Here is a 16,697-nt window from a genome sequence, read left to right as displayed (position 1 = left end):
CATTCCATGTTGACCCACACCGCCACCTTTGCCCTTCGTTCACTGGCCGTGGCCGCCTTCCTCGCCTTCGGCGCAGGCGCACAGGCCCAGCCCGCCGCATCGCCGCAGGCGTCGGCGATCCCGTCGCTCGTCGATGCGATGTACCCCCGGCTCGACGCCCTCTACAAGGACCTGCACGCCCACCCCGAGCTTGCTTTCAAGGAAACGCGCACCGCCGCCCTGCTCGCCGCCGAGATGCGCGCCATCGGCTTCGAGGTGACCGAGAAGGTCGGCGGCACCGGCGTCGTGGCGCTGTATCGCAACGGCCCCGGGCCGGTCGTGATGGTGCGCACCGACATGGACGGCCTCCCGATGGAAGAGAAGACCGGCCTGCCCTACGCCAGTCAGGCCCGCACCGACTGGGGCGGGCGCGACAGCTTCGTGGCCCACAGCTGCGGCCACGACATCCACATGGCCAGCTGGCTCGGCACCGCGCGCGCGCTGGTCGCGCTCAAGGACCAATGGAAAGGCACGCTGATGTTCATCGGCCAGCCCGCCGAAGAAACCGTCTCGGGCGCCAAGGCGATGCTCGCGGACGGCCTGTTCACGCGCTTTCCCAAGCCCGACGCCGCGTTCGCGCTGCACACGGCGCCGACGCCCCACGGCGCCATCGGCTACGGCATCGGCATCAGCAGTTCCAACTCCGACGCGCTGGAAATCGTCTTCAAGGGGCGCGGCGGCCACGGCTCGCGGCCGCACACCACCATCGACCCGATCGTGATCGCCGCGCGCTTCGTGACCGACGTGCAGGCCGTGGTGAGCCGCGAGAAAGACCCGGCCGAATTCGGTGTTGTGACCATCGGCGCCATCCAGGGCGGCACCGCCGGCAACATCATTCCCGACACGGTCACGCTGCGCGGCACCATCCGCTCGTACAAGCCACAGGTGCGCGAGCAGCTGCTGGCCGGCGTGCGCCGCATGGCCATGGCCGCCGCCGCGACGAGCGGCGCGCCCGAACCCGTGGTCAAGCTGGTGCCGGGCGGAGAAGCGCTGGTCAACGACGAAGCGGTCGTGACCCGCGCGGCCGCCGCGCTCAAGCAGGCGCTGGGCGCGGCGCAGGTCGTTCAATCCACAGTGCCCTCGACGGGCAGCGAAGACTTCTCGGCCTTCATCAACGCCGGCGTGCCGTCGATGTACTTCACGATCGGCGTGCTCGATGCGCGGGACATCGCGGCCTCCGCCCAACCCGGCGGCAAGCCGCTGGCCCGCAACCATTCGCCCTTCTTCGCACCGGTGCCCGAGCCGTCGATCAAGACCGGCGTGCACGCGATGACCGTGGCGGTGCTCAGCGCGCTGGGCAGATAGGGACGACGGCATCCCCCAAAGAAAAACGGCGCCCGAGGGCGCCGTTTGTGCGTTCAAAGAAAGCCCGTCGATCAGTCCTCGACGAAGGCCTCTTCGCGCTTCGATTTCACCGCGGGCAGCAGCACGATGATCAGCAGCAGCGCCGCGGCGATCAGCAGGCCGGCCGAGATCGGGCGCGTGACGAACACGCTCCAGTCGCCGCGCGACAGCAGCAGCGAACGGCGCAGGTTCTCTTCCATCATCGGGCCCAGGATGAAGCCCAGCAGCAAGGGTGCGGGTTCGCAACCGAGCTTGAAGAAGGCGTAGCCGATGAAGCCGAACACGCCCACCATCCAGATGTCCCAGGTGTTGTTGTTGGTCGAGTACACGCCGATCGCGCAGAACAGCACGATCGCCGGGAACAGGAACTTGTAGGGCACCGACAGCAGCTTGATCCACATGCCGATCAGCGGCAGGTTCAGGATCACCAGCATCGCATTGCCGAGCCACATCGAGGCGATCAGGCCCCAGAACAGCTCGGGGTTGCTGGTCATGACCTGCGGACCCGGCTGGATGTTGTGGATCGTCATCGCACCCACCATCAGCGCCATCACGGCGTTGGGCGGAATGCCCAGCGTCAAGAGCGGAATGAAGGAGGTCTGCGCGCCGGCGTTGTTGGCGGCTTCAGGCGCGGCCACGCCGCGGATGTTGCCCTTGCCGAAGGGCACTTCGCCCGGATGCAGCTTGGTCTTCTTCTCGATGGTGTAGGCCGCGAAAGCCGACAGCAGCGCACCGCCACCGGGCAGGATGCCCAGCGACGAACCCAGCGCGGTGCCGCGCAGCACGGCGGGCAGCATGCGCTTGAAGTCTTCCTTGGTCGGGAACAGGCCCGAGACCTTGGCGGTGAACACTTCGCGCTCTTCGTCCGGACGCGACAGGTTGGCGATGATTTCGCCGTAACCGAACACGCCCATGGCGATGGCCACGAAGCCGATGCCGTCGGTGAGTTCAGGCACGTCGAAGCTGAAGCGCGCGACACCCGAGTTCACGTCGGTGCCGACCAGGCCCAGCAGCAGGCCCAGCACGATCATCGCGATCGCCTTGAGCAGCGAACCCGATGCCAGCACCACGGCGCCGATCAGGCCCAGGATCATCAGCGAGAAGTATTCGGCCGGGCCGAACTTGAAGGCCAGCTCGGTCAGCGGCGGTGCGAAGGCGGCAAGAATGAGCGTGCCGACGCAACCCGCGAAGAACGAGCCCAGGCCGGCCGCGGCGAGCGCCGGACCTGCACGGCCCTTGCGCGCCATCTGGTAGCCGTCGATCACGGTCACCACCGACGACGATTCGCCCGGCAGGTTCACCAGAATCGCGGTGGTCGAGCCACCGTATTGCGCGCCGTAGTAGATACCAGCCAGCATGATCAGCGCCGACACGGGCGGCAGCGCGTACGTGGCGGGCAGCAGCATCGCGATGGTCGCGACCGGGCCGATGCCCGGCAGCACGCCGATCAGCGTGCCCAGAATACAGCCGACGAGGCAGTACAGCAGGTTCGTGAAGGTGAAGGCAACGCCAAAACCCAGCGAGAGGTGTTCAAACAGTTCCATGGTGTGAGCAGCTTTCTTCGTCTCAACCGGTGATGAAGGTCGGCCAGACCTGGATCTGCAGCTTGAGCGCCCAGATGAAGGCCACATAGCTGCCAACGGCCAGGATGGTGGCCAGGATCAGCACGGTCGGCAGCTTGAACTCGTGGCCGGCAAGGCTCGCGATGATCACGAGCGCGTAGATCGCGATGATCATGCCCATGGCCGGGATGCCGAAGCTCGGCAGGCCACCTAGCAGGATGCCGAAGGCCAGGTTGGCGCCCAGGATGTACACGACCTGCTTCCAGGCCCACTTGCCGATCTTTTCGCCATCGGTCGTTTCAACGGTGAGCCCGCTGAACATGATGCCCAGGCCGATCAGCGCCATCAGGATGCCCAGCATGAGCGGGAAGTAACCCGGACCCATGCGGGCGCCGCTGCCCACGCTGTAGGTGGTGGCGCCCCATGCGAACGCCACGCCCACGACGGTGAACATCAGTCCCGAGAAAAAGTCTTTCTGACTTTTGATTTTCACGAACAGTCTCCTCGAACAATTTCGATGCGGGATTGTCGAGTCAGCCTCCGGTCAGGCCGATGTGGATTCCACTAACCAAAGGACTAGGGATAACCCGAAATGACTCATGGGATCCCCTTCAAGAAACACCGCGGAACCGGCTTTGCCGGGCCGCTGGTGTTGCCCCCGGCGAGGGGGTTGGCGTAGCGACACGAAGTGCGCGAAGCCTGGGGGAGGACCTATTCCAGCGGAGGCGTGGCGCTGAGCACTTCCTCGATGGTCGTCACGCCCTCGGCCACGCGCAGCGCACCGGCCAGGCGCAGCGGCCGCATGCCGTCGATCACGGCCTGGCGCCGCAGGCCCGTGAGGTTGGGCTCCTTGGTGACCTGGTCCTTGAACGGCTCGGTCACGCTCAGCAGTTCGTACAGGCCCATGCGGCCCATGTAGCCGGTCATGCGGCAATCGACGCAGCCCACCGGCTTGTAGGCGCGCACGGGGCCGGTGATCTGCCACGGCTTGACGATGGCCTCGAGGCTCTCGCGCGTGACCGCATCGTCGGGCTGCTTGCAATGCGGGCACAGCGTGCGCACGAGGCGCTGCGCGAGCACGCCCAGCATCACGGCGGTGATGAGGTACGAGGGCACGCCCAGTTCCATCATCCGCGTGATGGCGCTGGGTGCGTCGTTGGTGTGCAGCGTGCTGAACACGAGGTGACCGGTGAGCGCGGCCTGCACCGCCATCTCGGCGGTGGCGAGGTCGCGGATTTCGCCGACCATGATGATGTCCGGGTCCTGCCGCATCAGCGCGCGCAGGCCCTCGGTGAAACCGAAGTCCAGCTGCGGCTGCACCTGGGTCTGGTTGAACGAGGGCTCGATCATTTCGATCGGGTCTTCGACCGTGCTCACGTTGACCTCTTCGGTCGCCACGCGCTTGAGCGTGGAGTACAGCGTGGTGGTCTTGCCCGAGCCCGTGGGCCCTGTCACCAGGATGATGCCGTTGGGCCGCGTGACCAGCTGCTCCCAGCGCTGCGCGTCGTGCTGCGCGAAGCCCAGCGCGTCGAGGTCCTTCACCGCGGTGTCGGGGTCGAAGATGCGCATCACCATCTTCTCGCCGAAGGCGGTCGGCAAGGTAGACAGACGCATTTCGATTTCGTCGCCGCGCATGTTGCGGGTCTTGATGCGGCCGTCGAGCGGACGGCGTTTTTCGACCACGTCCATGCGGCCCAGCAGCTTGATGCGCGCGACCATCGCGTTCATCACGCCCATGGGCATCTGGTAGGCGGGGTGCAGGATGCCGTCGATGCGAAAGCGGATCACGCCCTGCTCGCGGCGCGGCTCCAGGTGGATGTCGCTGGCGCGCTGGTCGAAGGCGTACTGCCACAGCCAGTCGACCACCTGCACCACGCTCTGGTCATTCGCGTCGAGCTGCTTGGTGCTCTTGCCCAGTTCGACCAGCTGCTCGAAGCTCGCGCCGCCGGTGTTGCCGCCGGCCTTCTGCGCGGCGCGCACCGACTTGGCCAACGCGAAGAATTCGGCCGTGTAGCGCTGGATGTCCGACGGGTTGGCCACCACGCGGCGCACGGTGCGCTTGGACTGGCGCTCGACCTCGGCGATCCAGTCGATGAGGAACGGTTCGGCCGTGGCCACCACCACCTCGTTCGGCAGCACCTGCACGGGCAGCACCTTGTGACGCTCGGCATACCCGGCGCTCATGGTGTCGGCCACCTTGCCCACGTCGACCTTGAGCGGATCGATGCGCAGGTAGGCCAGGCCGGCGCGGCCGGCGAGCCATTGCGTGAGGGCTTCGAGGTCGAGCGGCTTGCCGTCGGCCTCGCGCGTCATGGCCACGTTGGCCAGGCGCACCAGCGGCGCCTGCCGGCTCTCGGCCTGGGCGCAGCGCGCGATGGTGCGCTTGGCCTCCATCGGCGAGATCACGCCGTCGGTGGCGAGCCATTCGATCAGGCGACGCAGGTCGAGCGGACCTTCGTGGCGGGCAGCAGCGGAAGCGGCGGCGGGTACAGCGCTCATGAAGCGGGAATCAGGTGGTGAGGGAAAGCGTCATCGGCTTGAACACCCGCAGCCATTTCGGCGCGGGCAGGCCCCAGCGAGTCTGGATGGTTTGGGCGCGCTCGGCAAGCACCTCGCGCTTCGGGCGCGACGCCGTGCGCTGGGCCAGCACCACCGTGTTGCCTTCGCGCGTCGGCTTGAAGGCCCAGACCGCGTCGGTGCCGAAGGCGGCGGCGATTTTCTCGAGGCTGCGCTCGTAGCTCGACGAGCGGCCGAACAGGTTAACCGTCATGCAGCCGTCTTCGGTAAGCAGCGCGCGGCAGTCGGCATAGAAGGCTTCGCTGTCGAGCACCGGCGCGGCGGCCTCGTGGTCGTACAGGTCGACCTGCAGCGCGTCGACCGTGCCCTGCCATTCGGGCTTGCGGATCTCTTCGGCCGCATCGGCGATCACCACGCGCAGCTTCAGGTCGTCGGCCGGCAGCTTGAACCAGCCGCGGCAGGCCGACACCACCTGCGGATTCAGCTCGATCGCGGTGGTGCGCATGCGCAGCGTCTTGCGGCTGAACTTGGTGAGCGTGGCCGCGCCCAGCCCCAGCTGCATCGCGTGGCGGTTGCCCACGCCCTTGCTGTCGACGAACAGCAGCCAGGCCATCATGCGCTGCACGTACTCGAGCTCGATCTCGAAGGGGGCGTCGAGCTTCATCGAGCCCTGGACCCATTCGGTGCCCAGGTGCAGGTAGCGGATGTCGCCCCAGTCGGAAAAATTGACTTCGGGCAGGACGAGGGTTTTCTTGGAAGAAGCGGAAGAAGCCATCAGAGAAGGTGGTGGGCAACGAAGACCTCGCGCCAGGCCGCGAGCTTGCGCTCGAAGGACCACGACGCGTTGGCGGGGCTGGTGGAGGGCAGCGAATACACCGGCACCCCGAGGGTGCGCGTGTGGCGTGCGTGCTTGAAGCTCTCGCCGCCGTTGTGGGCGATGGCGGCGAGCTTCGGCAGTTGCAGGCCGGCGATGTCGTTCACGACCGGCGAGCGGATCGCGGTGTCGAGGCTGCCCTCGCGCTCGCAGGCGCCGTACACGTCCCACACGCCGAGGCCGCGATCGAGCAGCCAGTCGCAGCGCGCGCGGTAGCGGTCTGCGCCCGTCGGAAGCAGGGGGTCGGGCCAGAGGGCTTGCAAGATCTTCCAGAACTGATTTTGGGGATGCGCATAGTACTGCTGCCGCTCGAGCGACTTGACGCCCGGGAAGCTGCCGAGGATGAGCACACGTGTGTGGGGCGAGACGATGGGCGCAAGGCCGGTCAGCACCGCGGCGGCGCTGGCGGCGACGGTCGGGGACGGGACGGCGGTCGGTTTCATGGGCGGTATCTTGGCATTGCCGCGCGGCGTGCCTGAACGCCCATGAAAAAACCCGCCGAAGCGGGTTCTTTCGTCAAGCACGGGCCGAAGCCCGGTGCATGGAAGTTACGGCTTCTTGGCCGCTTCGTTCTCGGCCGTGCCCGGCACCTTCTCGCCGATCGCCTTGCCGGCGCTGCGCATGCCGTCGGCCGTCTTGTGGCCGGCCGTTTCCACGGCGTCGCCAGTCTTCACGGCGGCCTTCTTGGTGGCGGTGGTGGCCTTCTTGGTGGTGTTCTTGGTCGCGTTCCAGGCCTTCTTGGTGCCGCGCTCGGTGGCGTTGGCTGCCTTCTTGGTGCCGCTCTTGGTGGCATCCCAGGCCTTCTCGGCGCCGCTTTCGGTGGCGTTCACGGCCTTCTTGGTCGTGCTCTTGGTGGCGTCCCAGGCCTTTTCGGTGCCGCGTGCGGTCGCATCGACGGCGTCCTTGCCGGCTTCCTTCACCTTCTCGGTGGTCGTGGGCTCGGCCGCGGTGGTCTGCGCGATGGCCGACACACCGATGGAGGCCAGCGCCAGTGCGAGCGCGACGGGCAGGGTACGAACAAAAGATGTGGTCATGAAAGACTCCTTTTTTGAGTGAAGTGCGGAGTGACGACAGTGCCACTGGACAACCAACGTCACTTCGAACTTCAAGGATGACAGCAAAACCGGCCCGATGGCCTGCGCTGGCGCAACTCGGGAACTTGGCCTACGCGGCGGGCGGACGCCCCTCCGACACGTTCAGCAGACTTTGGAGCTTCGGCAGGGCGACGACCGCATTGCGCGTGGTGTTTTCGGCCAGCGACGCGATGTCGATGCCCCGCAGCTGCGCGACCACTTCGGCGATGCGCGGCAGCTCGCCGGGCTCGTTGCGGCCCTGCGCCTGGCCCGCGTCGCGCTGCGCCTGCGTGCGGTACAGCCAGTGCGGCTGGATGTCGGGCGCGTCGGTTTCCATCACCAGCGCGTCCATCGGCAGGGTGGCCGCGAGGCGGCGCAGCTGCAGCGCGCGCTCGAAGGTCACGGCACCGCCGAAGCCCAGCTTCAGGCCGATCTCGATGCAGGCCTGCGCCTGCTGCTCGCTGCCGTTGAATGCGTGGGCGATGCCGTGCCACGGCCGCCCGCCCGCGGTCTGGCGCAGATGCTTGAGCACCTTGTCGACCGAGCGCCGCACATGGATGAGCACCGGCAGCCCGTGCTTGCGCGCCAGTTGCAACTGAGTGTGAAAGAAGCGTTCCTGTCTATCGGCGTCCAGGCCTTCGACGAAGTAGTCGAGCCCGATCTCGCCGACCGCCACCAGGCGCGGGTCGTCGCGGCGCGCGTGCAGCTCGTCGTCGAGCGTCTGCAGGTCCGCATCGCTCGCCTGCCCCGTGCACAGCGGGTGGATGCCCAGCGCGTAGGCGTCGCCCTGCGCGTGCGCCAGCTCGCGCACGGTGGCGAAGTTGAAGGCCGCCACCGCCGGAATGACGCACAGCACCACGCCCTGCGCCGCCGCGCGGGCGCGGATGACGGGCATCTCGGCACCGAATTCGGGCGCATCAAGGTGACAGTGGGTATCGACAAACGCAGCCATCGCGCGATGATGCCCGAAGGGATGCACAGGCGCGGAAAGCGTGCTACTGTGAACTCCTTCACGCGTCCTTTTTTGCCGGAGGTGCTCCGATGCGCAGGCCCGCTTTCTACAGCCGCTCGCCCCGCACGCTGCCGCCGGCCGCAGCACCGGCGGCCGGGTCGCCGGCGGATGCTGCGGCTGTGGCCGAGGCCGACGCCGTGCAAGCCCCACCGCCTCGCGCACGCTGGCAGCCCGGGCGCCGCGCCTTCGCCCTGCTCACCGTCAGCTGCATCGCCATCGCCGCCGGCGGCGCCTTCTGGGCGCCGCGCCAGGGCGCCAAGGCGCTCACGCAGAAAGACATCGACGCCGCCGTGCTGCGCACGCTGCAGACCACCACCCTGCCCTCGCCCGCCGCCAAGGCCGCCGACATCGTGCGGCCCTCGGTGGTGCGCGTGGTCGGCTACGGCCCCGAGAAGGCCACGCCCGAAGCCAAGACCCAGAAGCGCGGCCGCAACATGGCCAAGGGCAAGCCACCCGAGGCGCCCGCCGACGGCGGCACGCCGGGCGAGGTCGAGCGCGGCGTGGGCACGGGCGTGGTGATCGTCGACAAGGGCGTGATCCTCACCAACCTGCACGTGGTCGCCGGCGCCGAGAAGATCAAGGTCACTTTCGCCGACGGGCTCGAAGCGGTGGCCGTCATCACCGGCGTGCAGCCCGAGAACGACCTCGCCGTGCTGCAGGCGCAGAAGATCCCGGACGACCTGATCCCCGCCGTGATGCGCTCCACCGCCGACCTGCGCTCCGGCGACCAGGTGGCGGCCGTTGGCTTTCCGTTCGGCATCGGGCCTTCGGTGTCGGCCGGTGTGGTGTCGGGCCTGAAGCGCTCCTTCCGTTCGCCCGAGGGCAAGCAGGAGCTGGGTAACCTGATCCAGTTCGACGCCGCCGCCAACCCCGGCAACTCGGGCGGCCCGCTCATCAACATGGACGGCGAGGTGCTGGGCATCGTCACCGCCATCCTCAACCCGACGCAGCAGCGCACCTTCATCGGCATCGGCTTCGCGGTGCCGATCGAGAACGCCGCCTCCGCGGCCGGCTCGCCGCCTTTCTGATTTCTTCGAAAGCCCTTCGCATGAGCACAGAAAACCCGACCTCGTCGACCTTTGCAACAGCCCCCGCCACCGCCGAGCTGATGGAGCAGATTCTCTACGAGGTGAAGCGCGTGGTCGTGGGGCAGGACCGCTTTCTCGAGCGCGTGATGGTCGCGATGCTCGCAGGCGGCCACCTGCTGGTCGAAGGCGTGCCGGGGCTGGCCAAGACGCTCACCATCAAGACGCTGGCCGACACCGTGCGCGGCCAGTTCAAGCGCATCCAGTTCACGCCCGACCTGGTGCCGGCCGACCTGGTGGGCACGCGCATCTACAACCAGAAGACGGGCGAGTTCAGCACCTCGCTGGGCCCGGTGTTCGCCAACCTGCTCCTGGCCGACGAAATCAACCGCGCGCCGGCCAAGGTGCAAAGCGCGCTGCTCGAGGTGATGCAGGAGCGCCAGGTCACCATCGCCGGCGAAACGCACAAGGTGCCGCGCCCCTTTCTCGTGATGGCGACGCAGAACCCGATCGAGACCGAAGGCACCTACCCGCTGCCCGAGGCGCAGGTCGATCGTTTCATGATGAAGGTGATGGTCGACTACCCGAGCGACGAGGAAGAGTTCGTGATCGTGCAGCGCGTGATCGGCCCGGTGGTCACGGCCACGCCGGTCGCCACCACCGAACAATTGGCCGAGCTGCAGGCCGAGGCGCGGCGCGTGTACGTCGACCCTTCGCTGATCCAGTACGCCGTCAAGCTCGTGTCGGCCACGCGCACGCCCGAGAAGCACGGCCTGAAGGACCTGCGCCGCTTCATCACCTTCGGCGCCAGCCCGCGCGCCAGCATCAGCCTCACCGAAGGCGCGCGCGCCCTGGCGCTGCTGCGCGGCCGCAGCTACGCGCTGCCCGAAGACATGAGCGCGCTGGTGCCCGACGTGCTGCGCCACCGCGTGACGCTCTCCTACGAAGGCCTGTCCGAAGGGCTCACACCCGACGGGCTGATCGAGAAGATCATGAAGGCCGTCCCCGCTCCTCCCAAGCCCCTGGAACATGAAAAGCTGGTGGCGTAAGGCCCCCGAGGCCGCGAACGACGACCGGCTCGCGATCGAAGCCGGCGGGGCCGAACGCGCGCTGCGCCGGCTCGAATGGACCGTGATCCGCCGCCTCGACGGCCTGCTGCAGGGCGACTACCGCACGCTCATGCGCGGCACCGGCCTCGACCTCGCCGACCTGCGCGAGTACCAGCACCACGACGACGTGCGCCACATCGACTGGAACGTCACCGCGCGGCTGCAGACGCCGCACGTGCGCGTGTTCACCGAAGACCGCGAGATGGCCGCATGGTTCGTGCTCGACCTGAGCCGCTCGGTCGATTTCGGCTCGGGCCTGAAGGCCAAGCGCGAGATCTCGGCCGGCTTCGTCGGCGTGCTCGCACGGCTGCTCACGCGGCACGGCAACCGGGTCGGCGCGCTGGTCTACGGCCGCGACCTCGAGGCCGTGATCCCGCCGCGCACCGGCCGCCGCCATGTGCTGCACCTGCTGCACGCGATGGAAAAGCGCGCGAACCAGGCCGAGGCCGCGCCCGCCCAGAAGGGCATGACGCGCCTGGCCGACCTGCTGACCTCCGCCGCCGCGCTCATGCCGCGCCGCTCCACCGTGTTCGTGGTGTCCGACTTTCTCAGCGAGCCCGGCTGGGAGCGCCCGCTGGGCCAGCTGGTGCAGCGGCACGAAGTGATTGCCGTGCGCCTGTTCGATCCGCTCGAGCTCGAGCTGCCCGACCTCGGCCTGGTGCCGCTGCGCGACGCCGAGACCGGCGAGCAGCTGTGGGTCGACACCCATGACGCGGGGTTCCGCAAACGCTTCGCGCGGCTGGCCGCCGAACGCGAGACCACCCTGCGCGAATCGCTGGCCCGGGCCGGCGTCGACGCCCTCGAACTCTCGACCAATGACGATCTGGTCGAAGCCATCGTGCGATTCGCGGACCTGCGCAAGCGCCGGGTCCGCGGCGTCGCAGCGGGTGGCGGGAAGGCGGTGGTGGCGGCATGACATTCCTCTGGCCTCAATTCCTCTGGCTGCTGGCGGCCTTGCCGCTGCTGGTGCTCCTGTATGTCTGGCTGATCCGCCGCAAGAAGAAGATGGCGGTGCGCTACGCCAGCCTGTCGATCGTGCGCGAGGCCATGGGCCCGGGCCAGAGCCTGCGGCGGCACATCCCGCCGCTGCTGTTCCTGGTGGCCATCACCGCGATGCTCGTGGCGGCGGCGCGGCCGATGGCGGTGGTGGTGCTGCCGTCGAACCAGCAGACCATCATCCTGGCAATGGACGTGTCGGGCAGCATGCGCGCGGCCGACGTGCAGCCCAACCGGCTGGTGGCGGCGCAGGAGGCGGCCAAGAGCTTCATCAAGGACCTGCCGCGCCACGTGAAGGTGGGCATCGTCGCCTTCGCGGGCAGCGCGCAGGTGGCGCAGCTGCCCACCACCAACCACGACGACCTCGTGACGGCCATCGACAGCTTCCAGCTGCAGCGCGCCACGGCCACGGGCAACGCCATCGTGGTGTCGCTGGCCACGCTGTTCCCCGACGCGGGCATCGACATCTCGCAGTTCAGCGCCCCCAGCCGCCAGCGCGGCATCCCGATCGACCAGAACGAGAAGCAGCTCAAGGAGTTCACGCCCGTGGCGCCCGGCTCGTTCACCTCGGCCGCGATCATCATGCTGACCGACGGCCAGCGCACCACCGGCGTCGACCCGCTGGACGCCGCCAAGGCCGCGGCCGACCGCGGCGTGCGCATCTACACGGTGGGCGTGGGCACGGTCGACGGCGAGACCATCGGCTTCGAAGGCTGGTCGATGCGCGTGCGCTTGGACGAAGAAACGCTCAAGGCCATCGCCAACAAGACCAGCGCCGAGTACTTCTACGCAGGCACCGCGAGCGACCTGAAGAAGGTCTACGAAACGCTGAGTTCCAAGCTCACCGTCGAGAAGAAGGAAACCGAGATCTCGGCGCTGTTCGCGCTGGGCGCGGCGGTGCTCACGCTGTTGTCGGCGGGGCTGTCGCTGCTCTGGTTCAACCGGATTCTTTAGCGCTGTTTTCTTCCTGTGCCACGGCGGGCGGCATCTTCACCGCCCCCACCCCGCCCAGGAACAGGTCGGCCACGATCGGCGCGATGGCCGCGTGGTCGAGCCGGCCGCCGGGCTTCATCCAGGTGAACATCCAGTTGATCATGCCGAACAGCAGCATGGTCAGCGGCTTGGCGAGCTCGTCGCTCGGCGCGCCGGGGCGCAGCGCCGACACCGCGCGCGCAAAGCCGGCGACCACGGCGCGCTCCTGGTCGAGCACGCGCTCGCGGTCTTCGTCCTCGAGAAAGCGCACGTCGTCGGTCAGCACGCGGTGCGCGTCCTGTGCGCCGGCGTACTCCTCGACGATGCGGTAGATGAAGCGGCGCAGGCGCTCCTCGTCGGTTGAAGGCTGGGCCTCTTCTTCGGCCACCAGCGCCGCCAGCTTCGAGACGTGCGTCTCGGCGATGCTGATGAGCAGGCTGCTCTTGTCCTTGTAGTAGTGGTAGAGCGTGGCCTTCGACAGGTTGCAGGCCTCGGCGACCTGGTTCATCGAGGTCGCGGGGTAGCCGCGGCGGGCGAACAGCTGAGCGGCCTGCGCGAGGATCAGTTCGCGCTGGTCGTCGTAGGTGGCGGATCTTCCACGCGGCATCGGGTCTTCTTCCTGGGTTGTCTGTCGGTTGCTGGCGTGCAGCAGGCTCGATCTTGCATGAAGCCGCAGGGCTATCCGCGGCGGGTGGCGATCAGGGATTTCACGTCGGTGGCGGGCAGGCGCGGCCGGTCTTTTTCCACCTCGGCGAGCGGCGCCACCTCGTGCAGGCTGGCCAGGCTGCGCACTGTCAGCGCCTGGTAGGTCTGCGTGCCTTCGAGCTTCCAGGCGATCTCTTCGTCGCTGAGCTCGCGCCGCACCTTGGCCGGGATGCCCGCCGCGAGCGAGCGCGCGGGCACCTTCATGCCGGCGGGCACGAAGGCGCAGGCCGCGACGATGGCTTTCTCGCCCACCTCGGCCTCGTCCATCACCACCGCGTTCATGCCCACCAGCGCATCGCGCCGCACGATGCAGCTGTGCAGGATCGCGCCGTGGCCGATGTGGCCGTTGACCTCCACCACCGTGTCGTTGTCGGGAAAGCCGTGGATGCAGCAGTGGTCCTGCACGTTGGAGCCCTCCTGCAACACGATGCGGCCGAAGTCGCCGCGCAGGCTGGCGCAGGGGCCGACATAACAGTTCGGGCCGACGATCACGTCGCCGATCAGCACGGCCGTGGGATGCACGTAGGCGCTCGGGTCGACGACAGGAATCACGCCGTCGATGGAATAGCTGGGCATTCGGTCTCCTTGTTTTTTCGCGGGTTGGGGAAGGTGTGAACAAACCCGGCATGCCCGCTCATCCCACCCAGGCGCGCCCCCTCTGCGTTGCAAATGCTCGCCATAGCCCGAGCTATGGCTGCGCTTTGCGCCTTGAGGGGGACGTGCCTGGACGCGCTGCTCGGTCACGCCGGATTCATTCACACCTTCCTAGGGTTTGCCCTGAATGCACCCCGCTTGTGCCGGAATCGAGGTCGATCCTAAAATCAACCGAACGGTCGGTCAATAGTGTTTACGCACCGAGCCGTCCCCACAAAGGATGAAAGAGACACGCATGACTGAGCCTTTGGTACTCATCAGCAACGCCGGCGCCGTCCGCACGCTGAGCCTGAACCGCCCCGCGGCGCTCAACAGCTTCACGACCGGGTTGCACGCCGAGCTGCTGGCCGCACTCGAAGCCGCGGCCGCCGACAGCAGCGTGCGCTGCGTGGTGCTCACCGGCGCCGGCCGCGCCTTCTGCGCGGGACAGGACCTGGCCGACCCGTCGGTCGCGCCCGACCCCACGCCGGGTGCCGCGCCCAAGGACCTGGGCCACGTCATCTCTACGTATTACGGCCCGCTGGTCGCGCGCCTGCGCTCGATGCCGGTGCCGGTGGTTGCCGCCGTCAACGGCGTGGCGGCCGGCGCGGGCGCCAACCTCGCGCTGTGCTGCGACCTCGTTGTGGCCGGCCGCTCGGCCAGCTTCATCCAGGCCTTCACCAAGATCGGCCTCGTGCCCGACACCGGCGGCACCTGGCTGCTGCCGCGCCTCGTGGGCCCGGCGCGCGCGCTAGGCATCGCGATGCTGGGCGACAAGCTGCCCGCCGAAGAAGCCGCGCGCATCGGCCTCATCTGGCAGTGCGTGGACGACGCGGCCCTGGCCGACACCGCCGCCGCGCTGGCGGCGCGCCTGGCCGGCATGCCCACGCGCGCACTCGTGGCCACCCGCGAAGCGATGGCCGCCGCGCAAAACCTCGACCTGGGCGCGGCACTTGCCGAAGAAGCGCGCATCCAACGCGAGATGGGCAATGCCGACGACTACCGCGAAGGTGTCGAGGCTTTCCGCGCCAAGCGCGCCCCGGTGTTCAAGGACCGCTGAGATGACCGACGCTTCCCGCACCCCGCAACAGACCGCCGAGTACGTGCGCGACGGCATGTTCGCGAACGACAACGCCAGCAAGGGCCTGGGCATGCGCATCGTGGAGGTCGGCCCCGGCCAGGCCACGCTCGAGATGCGCGTGCGCCCCGACATGCTCAACGGCCACGCCATCTGCCACGGCGGCTTCATGGCCACGCTGGCCGACTCCACCTTCGCCTTCGCCTGCAACTCGTACAACGAGCTGACCGTGGCCTCGGGCTTCGCTATCGACTTCCTCGCGCCGGCGCGCGAGGGCGACGTGCTCACCGCGCGCTGCTTCGAAGTCTCCAAGGCCGGGCGCACCGGCGTGTACGACACCGAAATCACCAACCAGCGCGGCGAGCGCATCGCGATGTTCCGCGGTCGCTCCTACACCGCCAAGGGCCGCCCGGCCGTCCCGGCCGCTTGAGGAGACACCCCACCATGACCGTGAAACGCCCCGCCCCCGGCGACCTCGACCCGATCGAAACCGCCAGCCGCGACGAGATCGCCGCCCTGCAGCTCACGCGCCTGCGCGCCACGCTGCGCAACGCCTACGACCACGTGCCGCACTACCGCCAGGCCTTCGATGCCAAGGGCGTGCACCCCGACGACCTGAAGTCGCTGGCCGACCTGTCGAAATTCCCGTTCACGGTGAAGACCGACCTGCGCGACAACTACCCCTTCGGCATGTTCGCCGTGCCGCGCACGCAGGTGGCGCGCATCCACGCATCGTCGGGCACCACCGGCAAGCCGACCGTGGTGGGCTACACGAAGAACGACATCGACACCTGGGCCGACCTGGTCGCGCGCTCGATCCGCGCGGCGGGCGGACGGCCCGGCGACATGATCCACGTGGCCTACGGCTACGGCCTCTTCACGGGCGGCCTGGGCGCGCACTACGGCGCCGAGCGCGCCGGCTGCACCGTCATCCCGATGTCGGGCGGCCAGACCGAGAAGCAGGTGCAGCTCATCCAGGACTTCAAGCCCGACATCATCATGGTCACGCCCAGCTACATGCAGGTGATCATCGAGCAGTTCGAGCGCCAGGGCCTCGACGCGAAAGACAGCTCGCTCAAGGTCGGCATCTTCGGCGCCGAGCCGTGGACCGAAGCCATGCGCCGCGACATCGAGACCCGCGCCGGCATCGATGCCGTCGACATCTACGGCCTGAGTGAAGTGATGGGCCCGGGCGTGGCCAGCGAATGCGTCGAGAGCAAGGACGGCCCGGTGATCTGGGAAGACCACTTCTACCCCGAGATCATCGACCCCGAAACGGGCGAGCTGAAGGCCGACGGCGAAGAAGGCGAACTCGTCTTCACCTCGCTGAGCAAGGAGGCCATGCCGATCGTGCGCTACCGCACGCGCGACCTCACGCGCCTGTTGCCGCCCACCTCGCGATCGTTCCGCCGCATGGGCAAGATCGTCGGGCGCAGCGACGACATGATGATCATCCGCGGCGTGAACGTCTTCCCCACGCAGGTGGAAGAGATCGTGCTCGCGCACAGCGCCCTCACCGGCCTGTACCAAGTGCGCGTGAGCCGCGAAGGCCTGCTCGACCAGGTCGAGGTGCACTGCGAACTCACGCCGCACGAAGCCGCCGCGGCCGACCGCAACGCGATTTCCGAATGGGTGCAGCACCGCGTGAAGACGCTCATCGGCATCTCCACCCGCGTGGTCGTGCACGGCCCCGACGAAATGGAACGCACGCAGACCGGCAAGGCCCGGCGCGTCGTCGACACGCGCCCGCGCTGAACC

The 16,697-nt window shown here is 68.2% G+C and carries 17 protein-coding genes; 8 read left to right on the top strand and 9 right to left on the bottom strand.

Going from position 1 to position 16,697, the window contains the following annotated elements:
• Positions 1 to 6 precede the first annotated feature (6 nt).
• Positions 7 to 1,344, top strand: a complete 1,338-nt coding sequence (locus AC07SQ_RS10835) for an amidohydrolase (protein WP_495271211.1) — start codon at positions 7 to 9, stop codon at positions 1,342 to 1,344.
• Positions 1,345 to 1,415: 71 nt separating this feature from the next.
• Here AC07SQ_RS10835 and AC07SQ_RS10830 read toward each other — a convergent pair whose 3' ends face one another.
• From AC07SQ_RS10830 to AC07SQ_RS10800, 7 genes are all read right to left on the bottom strand, one after another.
• Positions 1,416 to 2,927: a tripartite tricarboxylate transporter permease gene (locus AC07SQ_RS10830; RefSeq protein ID WP_095743889.1), complete on the bottom strand. Its 1,512-nt coding sequence runs from the start codon at positions 2,925 to 2,927 to the stop codon at positions 1,416 to 1,418.
• A 22-nt stretch (positions 2,928 to 2,949) separates the two neighbouring features.
• On the bottom strand, positions 2,950 to 3,438 hold the full coding sequence (locus AC07SQ_RS10825; RefSeq protein ID WP_095743888.1) for a tripartite tricarboxylate transporter TctB family protein: 489 nt from the start codon (positions 3,436 to 3,438) through the stop codon (positions 2,950 to 2,952).
• A 218-nt stretch (positions 3,439 to 3,656) separates the two neighbouring features.
• Positions 3,657 to 5,444: a type IV pilus assembly ATPase TfpB gene (gene tfpB, locus AC07SQ_RS10820; protein WP_307584154.1), complete on the bottom strand. Its 1,788-nt coding sequence runs from the start codon at positions 5,442 to 5,444 to the stop codon at positions 3,657 to 3,659.
• 10 nt (positions 5,445 to 5,454) lie between these two features.
• Positions 5,455 to 6,237, bottom strand: coding sequence for a class I SAM-dependent methyltransferase (locus AC07SQ_RS10815; RefSeq protein WP_495271212.1), 783 nt, complete (start codon positions 6,235 to 6,237; stop codon positions 5,455 to 5,457).
• Positions 6,237 to 6,779, bottom strand: coding sequence for a DNA-deoxyinosine glycosylase (locus AC07SQ_RS10810; protein WP_495271213.1), 543 nt, complete (start codon positions 6,777 to 6,779; stop codon positions 6,237 to 6,239). The genes AC07SQ_RS10815 and AC07SQ_RS10810 overlap by 1 nt, the downstream gene beginning before the upstream one ends.
• 105 nt (positions 6,780 to 6,884) lie before the next feature.
• Positions 6,885 to 7,370, bottom strand: a complete 486-nt coding sequence (locus AC07SQ_RS10805; RefSeq protein WP_062479399.1) for a hypothetical protein — start codon at positions 7,368 to 7,370, stop codon at positions 6,885 to 6,887.
• 130 nt (positions 7,371 to 7,500) lie between these two features.
• On the bottom strand, positions 7,501 to 8,361 hold the full coding sequence (locus tag AC07SQ_RS10800) for a TatD family hydrolase (RefSeq protein WP_495271214.1): 861 nt from the start codon (positions 8,359 to 8,361) through the stop codon (positions 7,501 to 7,503).
• Positions 8,362 to 8,450: 89 nt separating this feature from the next.
• Between AC07SQ_RS10800 and AC07SQ_RS10795 the strand changes: the two genes are divergently transcribed.
• From AC07SQ_RS10795 to AC07SQ_RS10780, 4 genes are read left to right on the top strand one after another with little or no spacing between them, the layout of a single operon-like run.
• Positions 8,451 to 9,449: a S1C family serine protease gene (locus tag AC07SQ_RS10795; protein WP_495271215.1), complete on the top strand. Its 999-nt coding sequence runs from the start codon at positions 8,451 to 8,453 to the stop codon at positions 9,447 to 9,449.
• Between the two features lie 20 nt (positions 9,450 to 9,469).
• Positions 9,470 to 10,495, top strand: coding sequence for an AAA family ATPase (locus AC07SQ_RS10790; protein WP_095949404.1), 1,026 nt, complete (start codon positions 9,470 to 9,472; stop codon positions 10,493 to 10,495).
• On the top strand, positions 10,476 to 11,471 hold the full coding sequence (locus tag AC07SQ_RS10785; RefSeq protein ID WP_159278217.1) for a DUF58 domain-containing protein: 996 nt from the start codon (positions 10,476 to 10,478) through the stop codon (positions 11,469 to 11,471). Before AC07SQ_RS10790 ends, AC07SQ_RS10785 begins: the two co-directional genes overlap by 20 nt.
• A complete protein-coding gene (locus AC07SQ_RS10780; RefSeq protein WP_062478619.1) occupies positions 11,468 to 12,505 on the top strand; it encodes a VWA domain-containing protein in 1,038 nt (345 codons plus the stop codon). Before AC07SQ_RS10785 ends, AC07SQ_RS10780 begins: the two co-directional genes overlap by 4 nt.
• On the opposite strand, the gene AC07SQ_RS10775 is transcribed toward AC07SQ_RS10780, so the two are convergent.
• Together AC07SQ_RS10775 and AC07SQ_RS10770 are read right to left on the bottom strand one after the other, a co-directional pair.
• Positions 12,489 to 13,130, bottom strand: a complete 642-nt coding sequence (locus tag AC07SQ_RS10775; RefSeq protein WP_095949406.1) for a TetR/AcrR family transcriptional regulator — start codon at positions 13,128 to 13,130, stop codon at positions 12,489 to 12,491. The genes AC07SQ_RS10780 and AC07SQ_RS10775 overlap by 17 nt on opposite strands.
• Positions 13,131 to 13,201: 71 nt before the next feature.
• Entirely contained in the window at positions 13,202 to 13,804 is a 603-nt protein-coding gene (locus AC07SQ_RS10770) for a phenylacetic acid degradation protein PaaY (protein WP_095743881.1), read from the bottom strand.
• A gap of 313 nt (positions 13,805 to 14,117) precedes the next feature.
• Between AC07SQ_RS10770 and AC07SQ_RS10765 the strand changes: the two genes are divergently transcribed.
• The 3 genes from AC07SQ_RS10765 to paaK are packed head-to-tail and all read left to right on the top strand — an operon-like array spanning position 14,118 to position 16,694.
• Positions 14,118 to 14,921: an enoyl-CoA hydratase-related protein gene (locus AC07SQ_RS10765; RefSeq protein WP_495265682.1), complete on the top strand. Its 804-nt coding sequence runs from the start codon at positions 14,118 to 14,120 to the stop codon at positions 14,919 to 14,921.
• 1 nt (position 14,922) lies between these two features.
• Entirely contained in the window at positions 14,923 to 15,369 is a 447-nt protein-coding gene (paaI, locus tag AC07SQ_RS10760) for a hydroxyphenylacetyl-CoA thioesterase PaaI (RefSeq protein ID WP_062478628.1), read from the top strand.
• 14 nt (positions 15,370 to 15,383) lie between these two features.
• Complete coding sequence (gene paaK / locus AC07SQ_RS10755; RefSeq protein WP_492677223.1) at positions 15,384 to 16,694, top strand: phenylacetate--CoA ligase PaaK; 1,311 nt, start codon at positions 15,384 to 15,386, stop codon at positions 16,692 to 16,694.
• The last annotated feature ends 3 nt before the right edge of the window (positions 16,695 to 16,697 follow it).

The sequence above is a fragment of the Variovorax sp. GW821-FHT06D12 genome, assembly GCF_059419205.1.
Note: the sequence above shows the minus strand (reverse complement) of the source record. Positions and strands in the feature narration are given on the sequence as shown.

Excerpts from the sequence above, each read along its gene's own strand:
- tfpB (WP_307584154.1), bottom strand. The coding sequence starts at position 5,444 with ATGAGCGCTGTACCCGCCGCCGCTTCCGCTGCTGCCCGCCACGAAGGT.
- paaK (WP_492677223.1), top strand. The coding sequence starts at position 15,384 with ATGACCGTGAAACGCCCCGCCCCCGGCGACCTCGACCCGATCGAAACC.
- AC07SQ_RS10765 (WP_495265682.1), top strand. The coding sequence starts at position 14,118 with ATGACTGAGCCTTTGGTACTCATCAGCAACGCCGGCGCCGTCCGCACG.
- paaI (WP_062478628.1), top strand. The coding sequence starts at position 14,923 with ATGACCGACGCTTCCCGCACCCCGCAACAGACCGCCGAGTACGTGCGC.
- AC07SQ_RS10785 (WP_159278217.1), top strand. The coding sequence starts at position 10,476 with ATGAAAAGCTGGTGGCGTAAGGCCCCCGAGGCCGCGAACGACGACCGG.
- AC07SQ_RS10770 (WP_095743881.1), bottom strand. The coding sequence starts at position 13,804 with ATGCCCAGCTATTCCATCGACGGCGTGATTCCTGTCGTCGACCCGAGC.
- AC07SQ_RS10805 (WP_062479399.1), bottom strand. The coding sequence starts at position 7,370 with ATGACCACATCTTTTGTTCGTACCCTGCCCGTCGCGCTCGCACTGGCG.
- AC07SQ_RS10830 (WP_095743889.1), bottom strand. The coding sequence starts at position 2,927 with ATGGAACTGTTTGAACACCTCTCGCTGGGTTTTGGCGTTGCCTTCACC.
- AC07SQ_RS10795 (WP_495271215.1), top strand. The coding sequence starts at position 8,451 with ATGCGCAGGCCCGCTTTCTACAGCCGCTCGCCCCGCACGCTGCCGCCG.
- AC07SQ_RS10790 (WP_095949404.1), top strand. The coding sequence starts at position 9,470 with ATGAGCACAGAAAACCCGACCTCGTCGACCTTTGCAACAGCCCCCGCC.
- AC07SQ_RS10775 (WP_095949406.1), bottom strand. The coding sequence starts at position 13,130 with ATGCCGCGTGGAAGATCCGCCACCTACGACGACCAGCGCGAACTGATC.
- AC07SQ_RS10800 (WP_495271214.1), bottom strand. The coding sequence starts at position 8,361 with ATGGCTGCGTTTGTCGATACCCACTGTCACCTTGATGCGCCCGAATTC.
- AC07SQ_RS10810 (WP_495271213.1), bottom strand. The coding sequence starts at position 6,779 with ATGAAACCGACCGCCGTCCCGTCCCCGACCGTCGCCGCCAGCGCCGCC.
- AC07SQ_RS10835 (WP_495271211.1), top strand. The coding sequence starts at position 7 with ATGTTGACCCACACCGCCACCTTTGCCCTTCGTTCACTGGCCGTGGCC.
- AC07SQ_RS10780 (WP_062478619.1), top strand. The coding sequence starts at position 11,468 with ATGACATTCCTCTGGCCTCAATTCCTCTGGCTGCTGGCGGCCTTGCCG.
- AC07SQ_RS10815 (WP_495271212.1), bottom strand. The coding sequence starts at position 6,237 with ATGGCTTCTTCCGCTTCTTCCAAGAAAACCCTCGTCCTGCCCGAAGTC.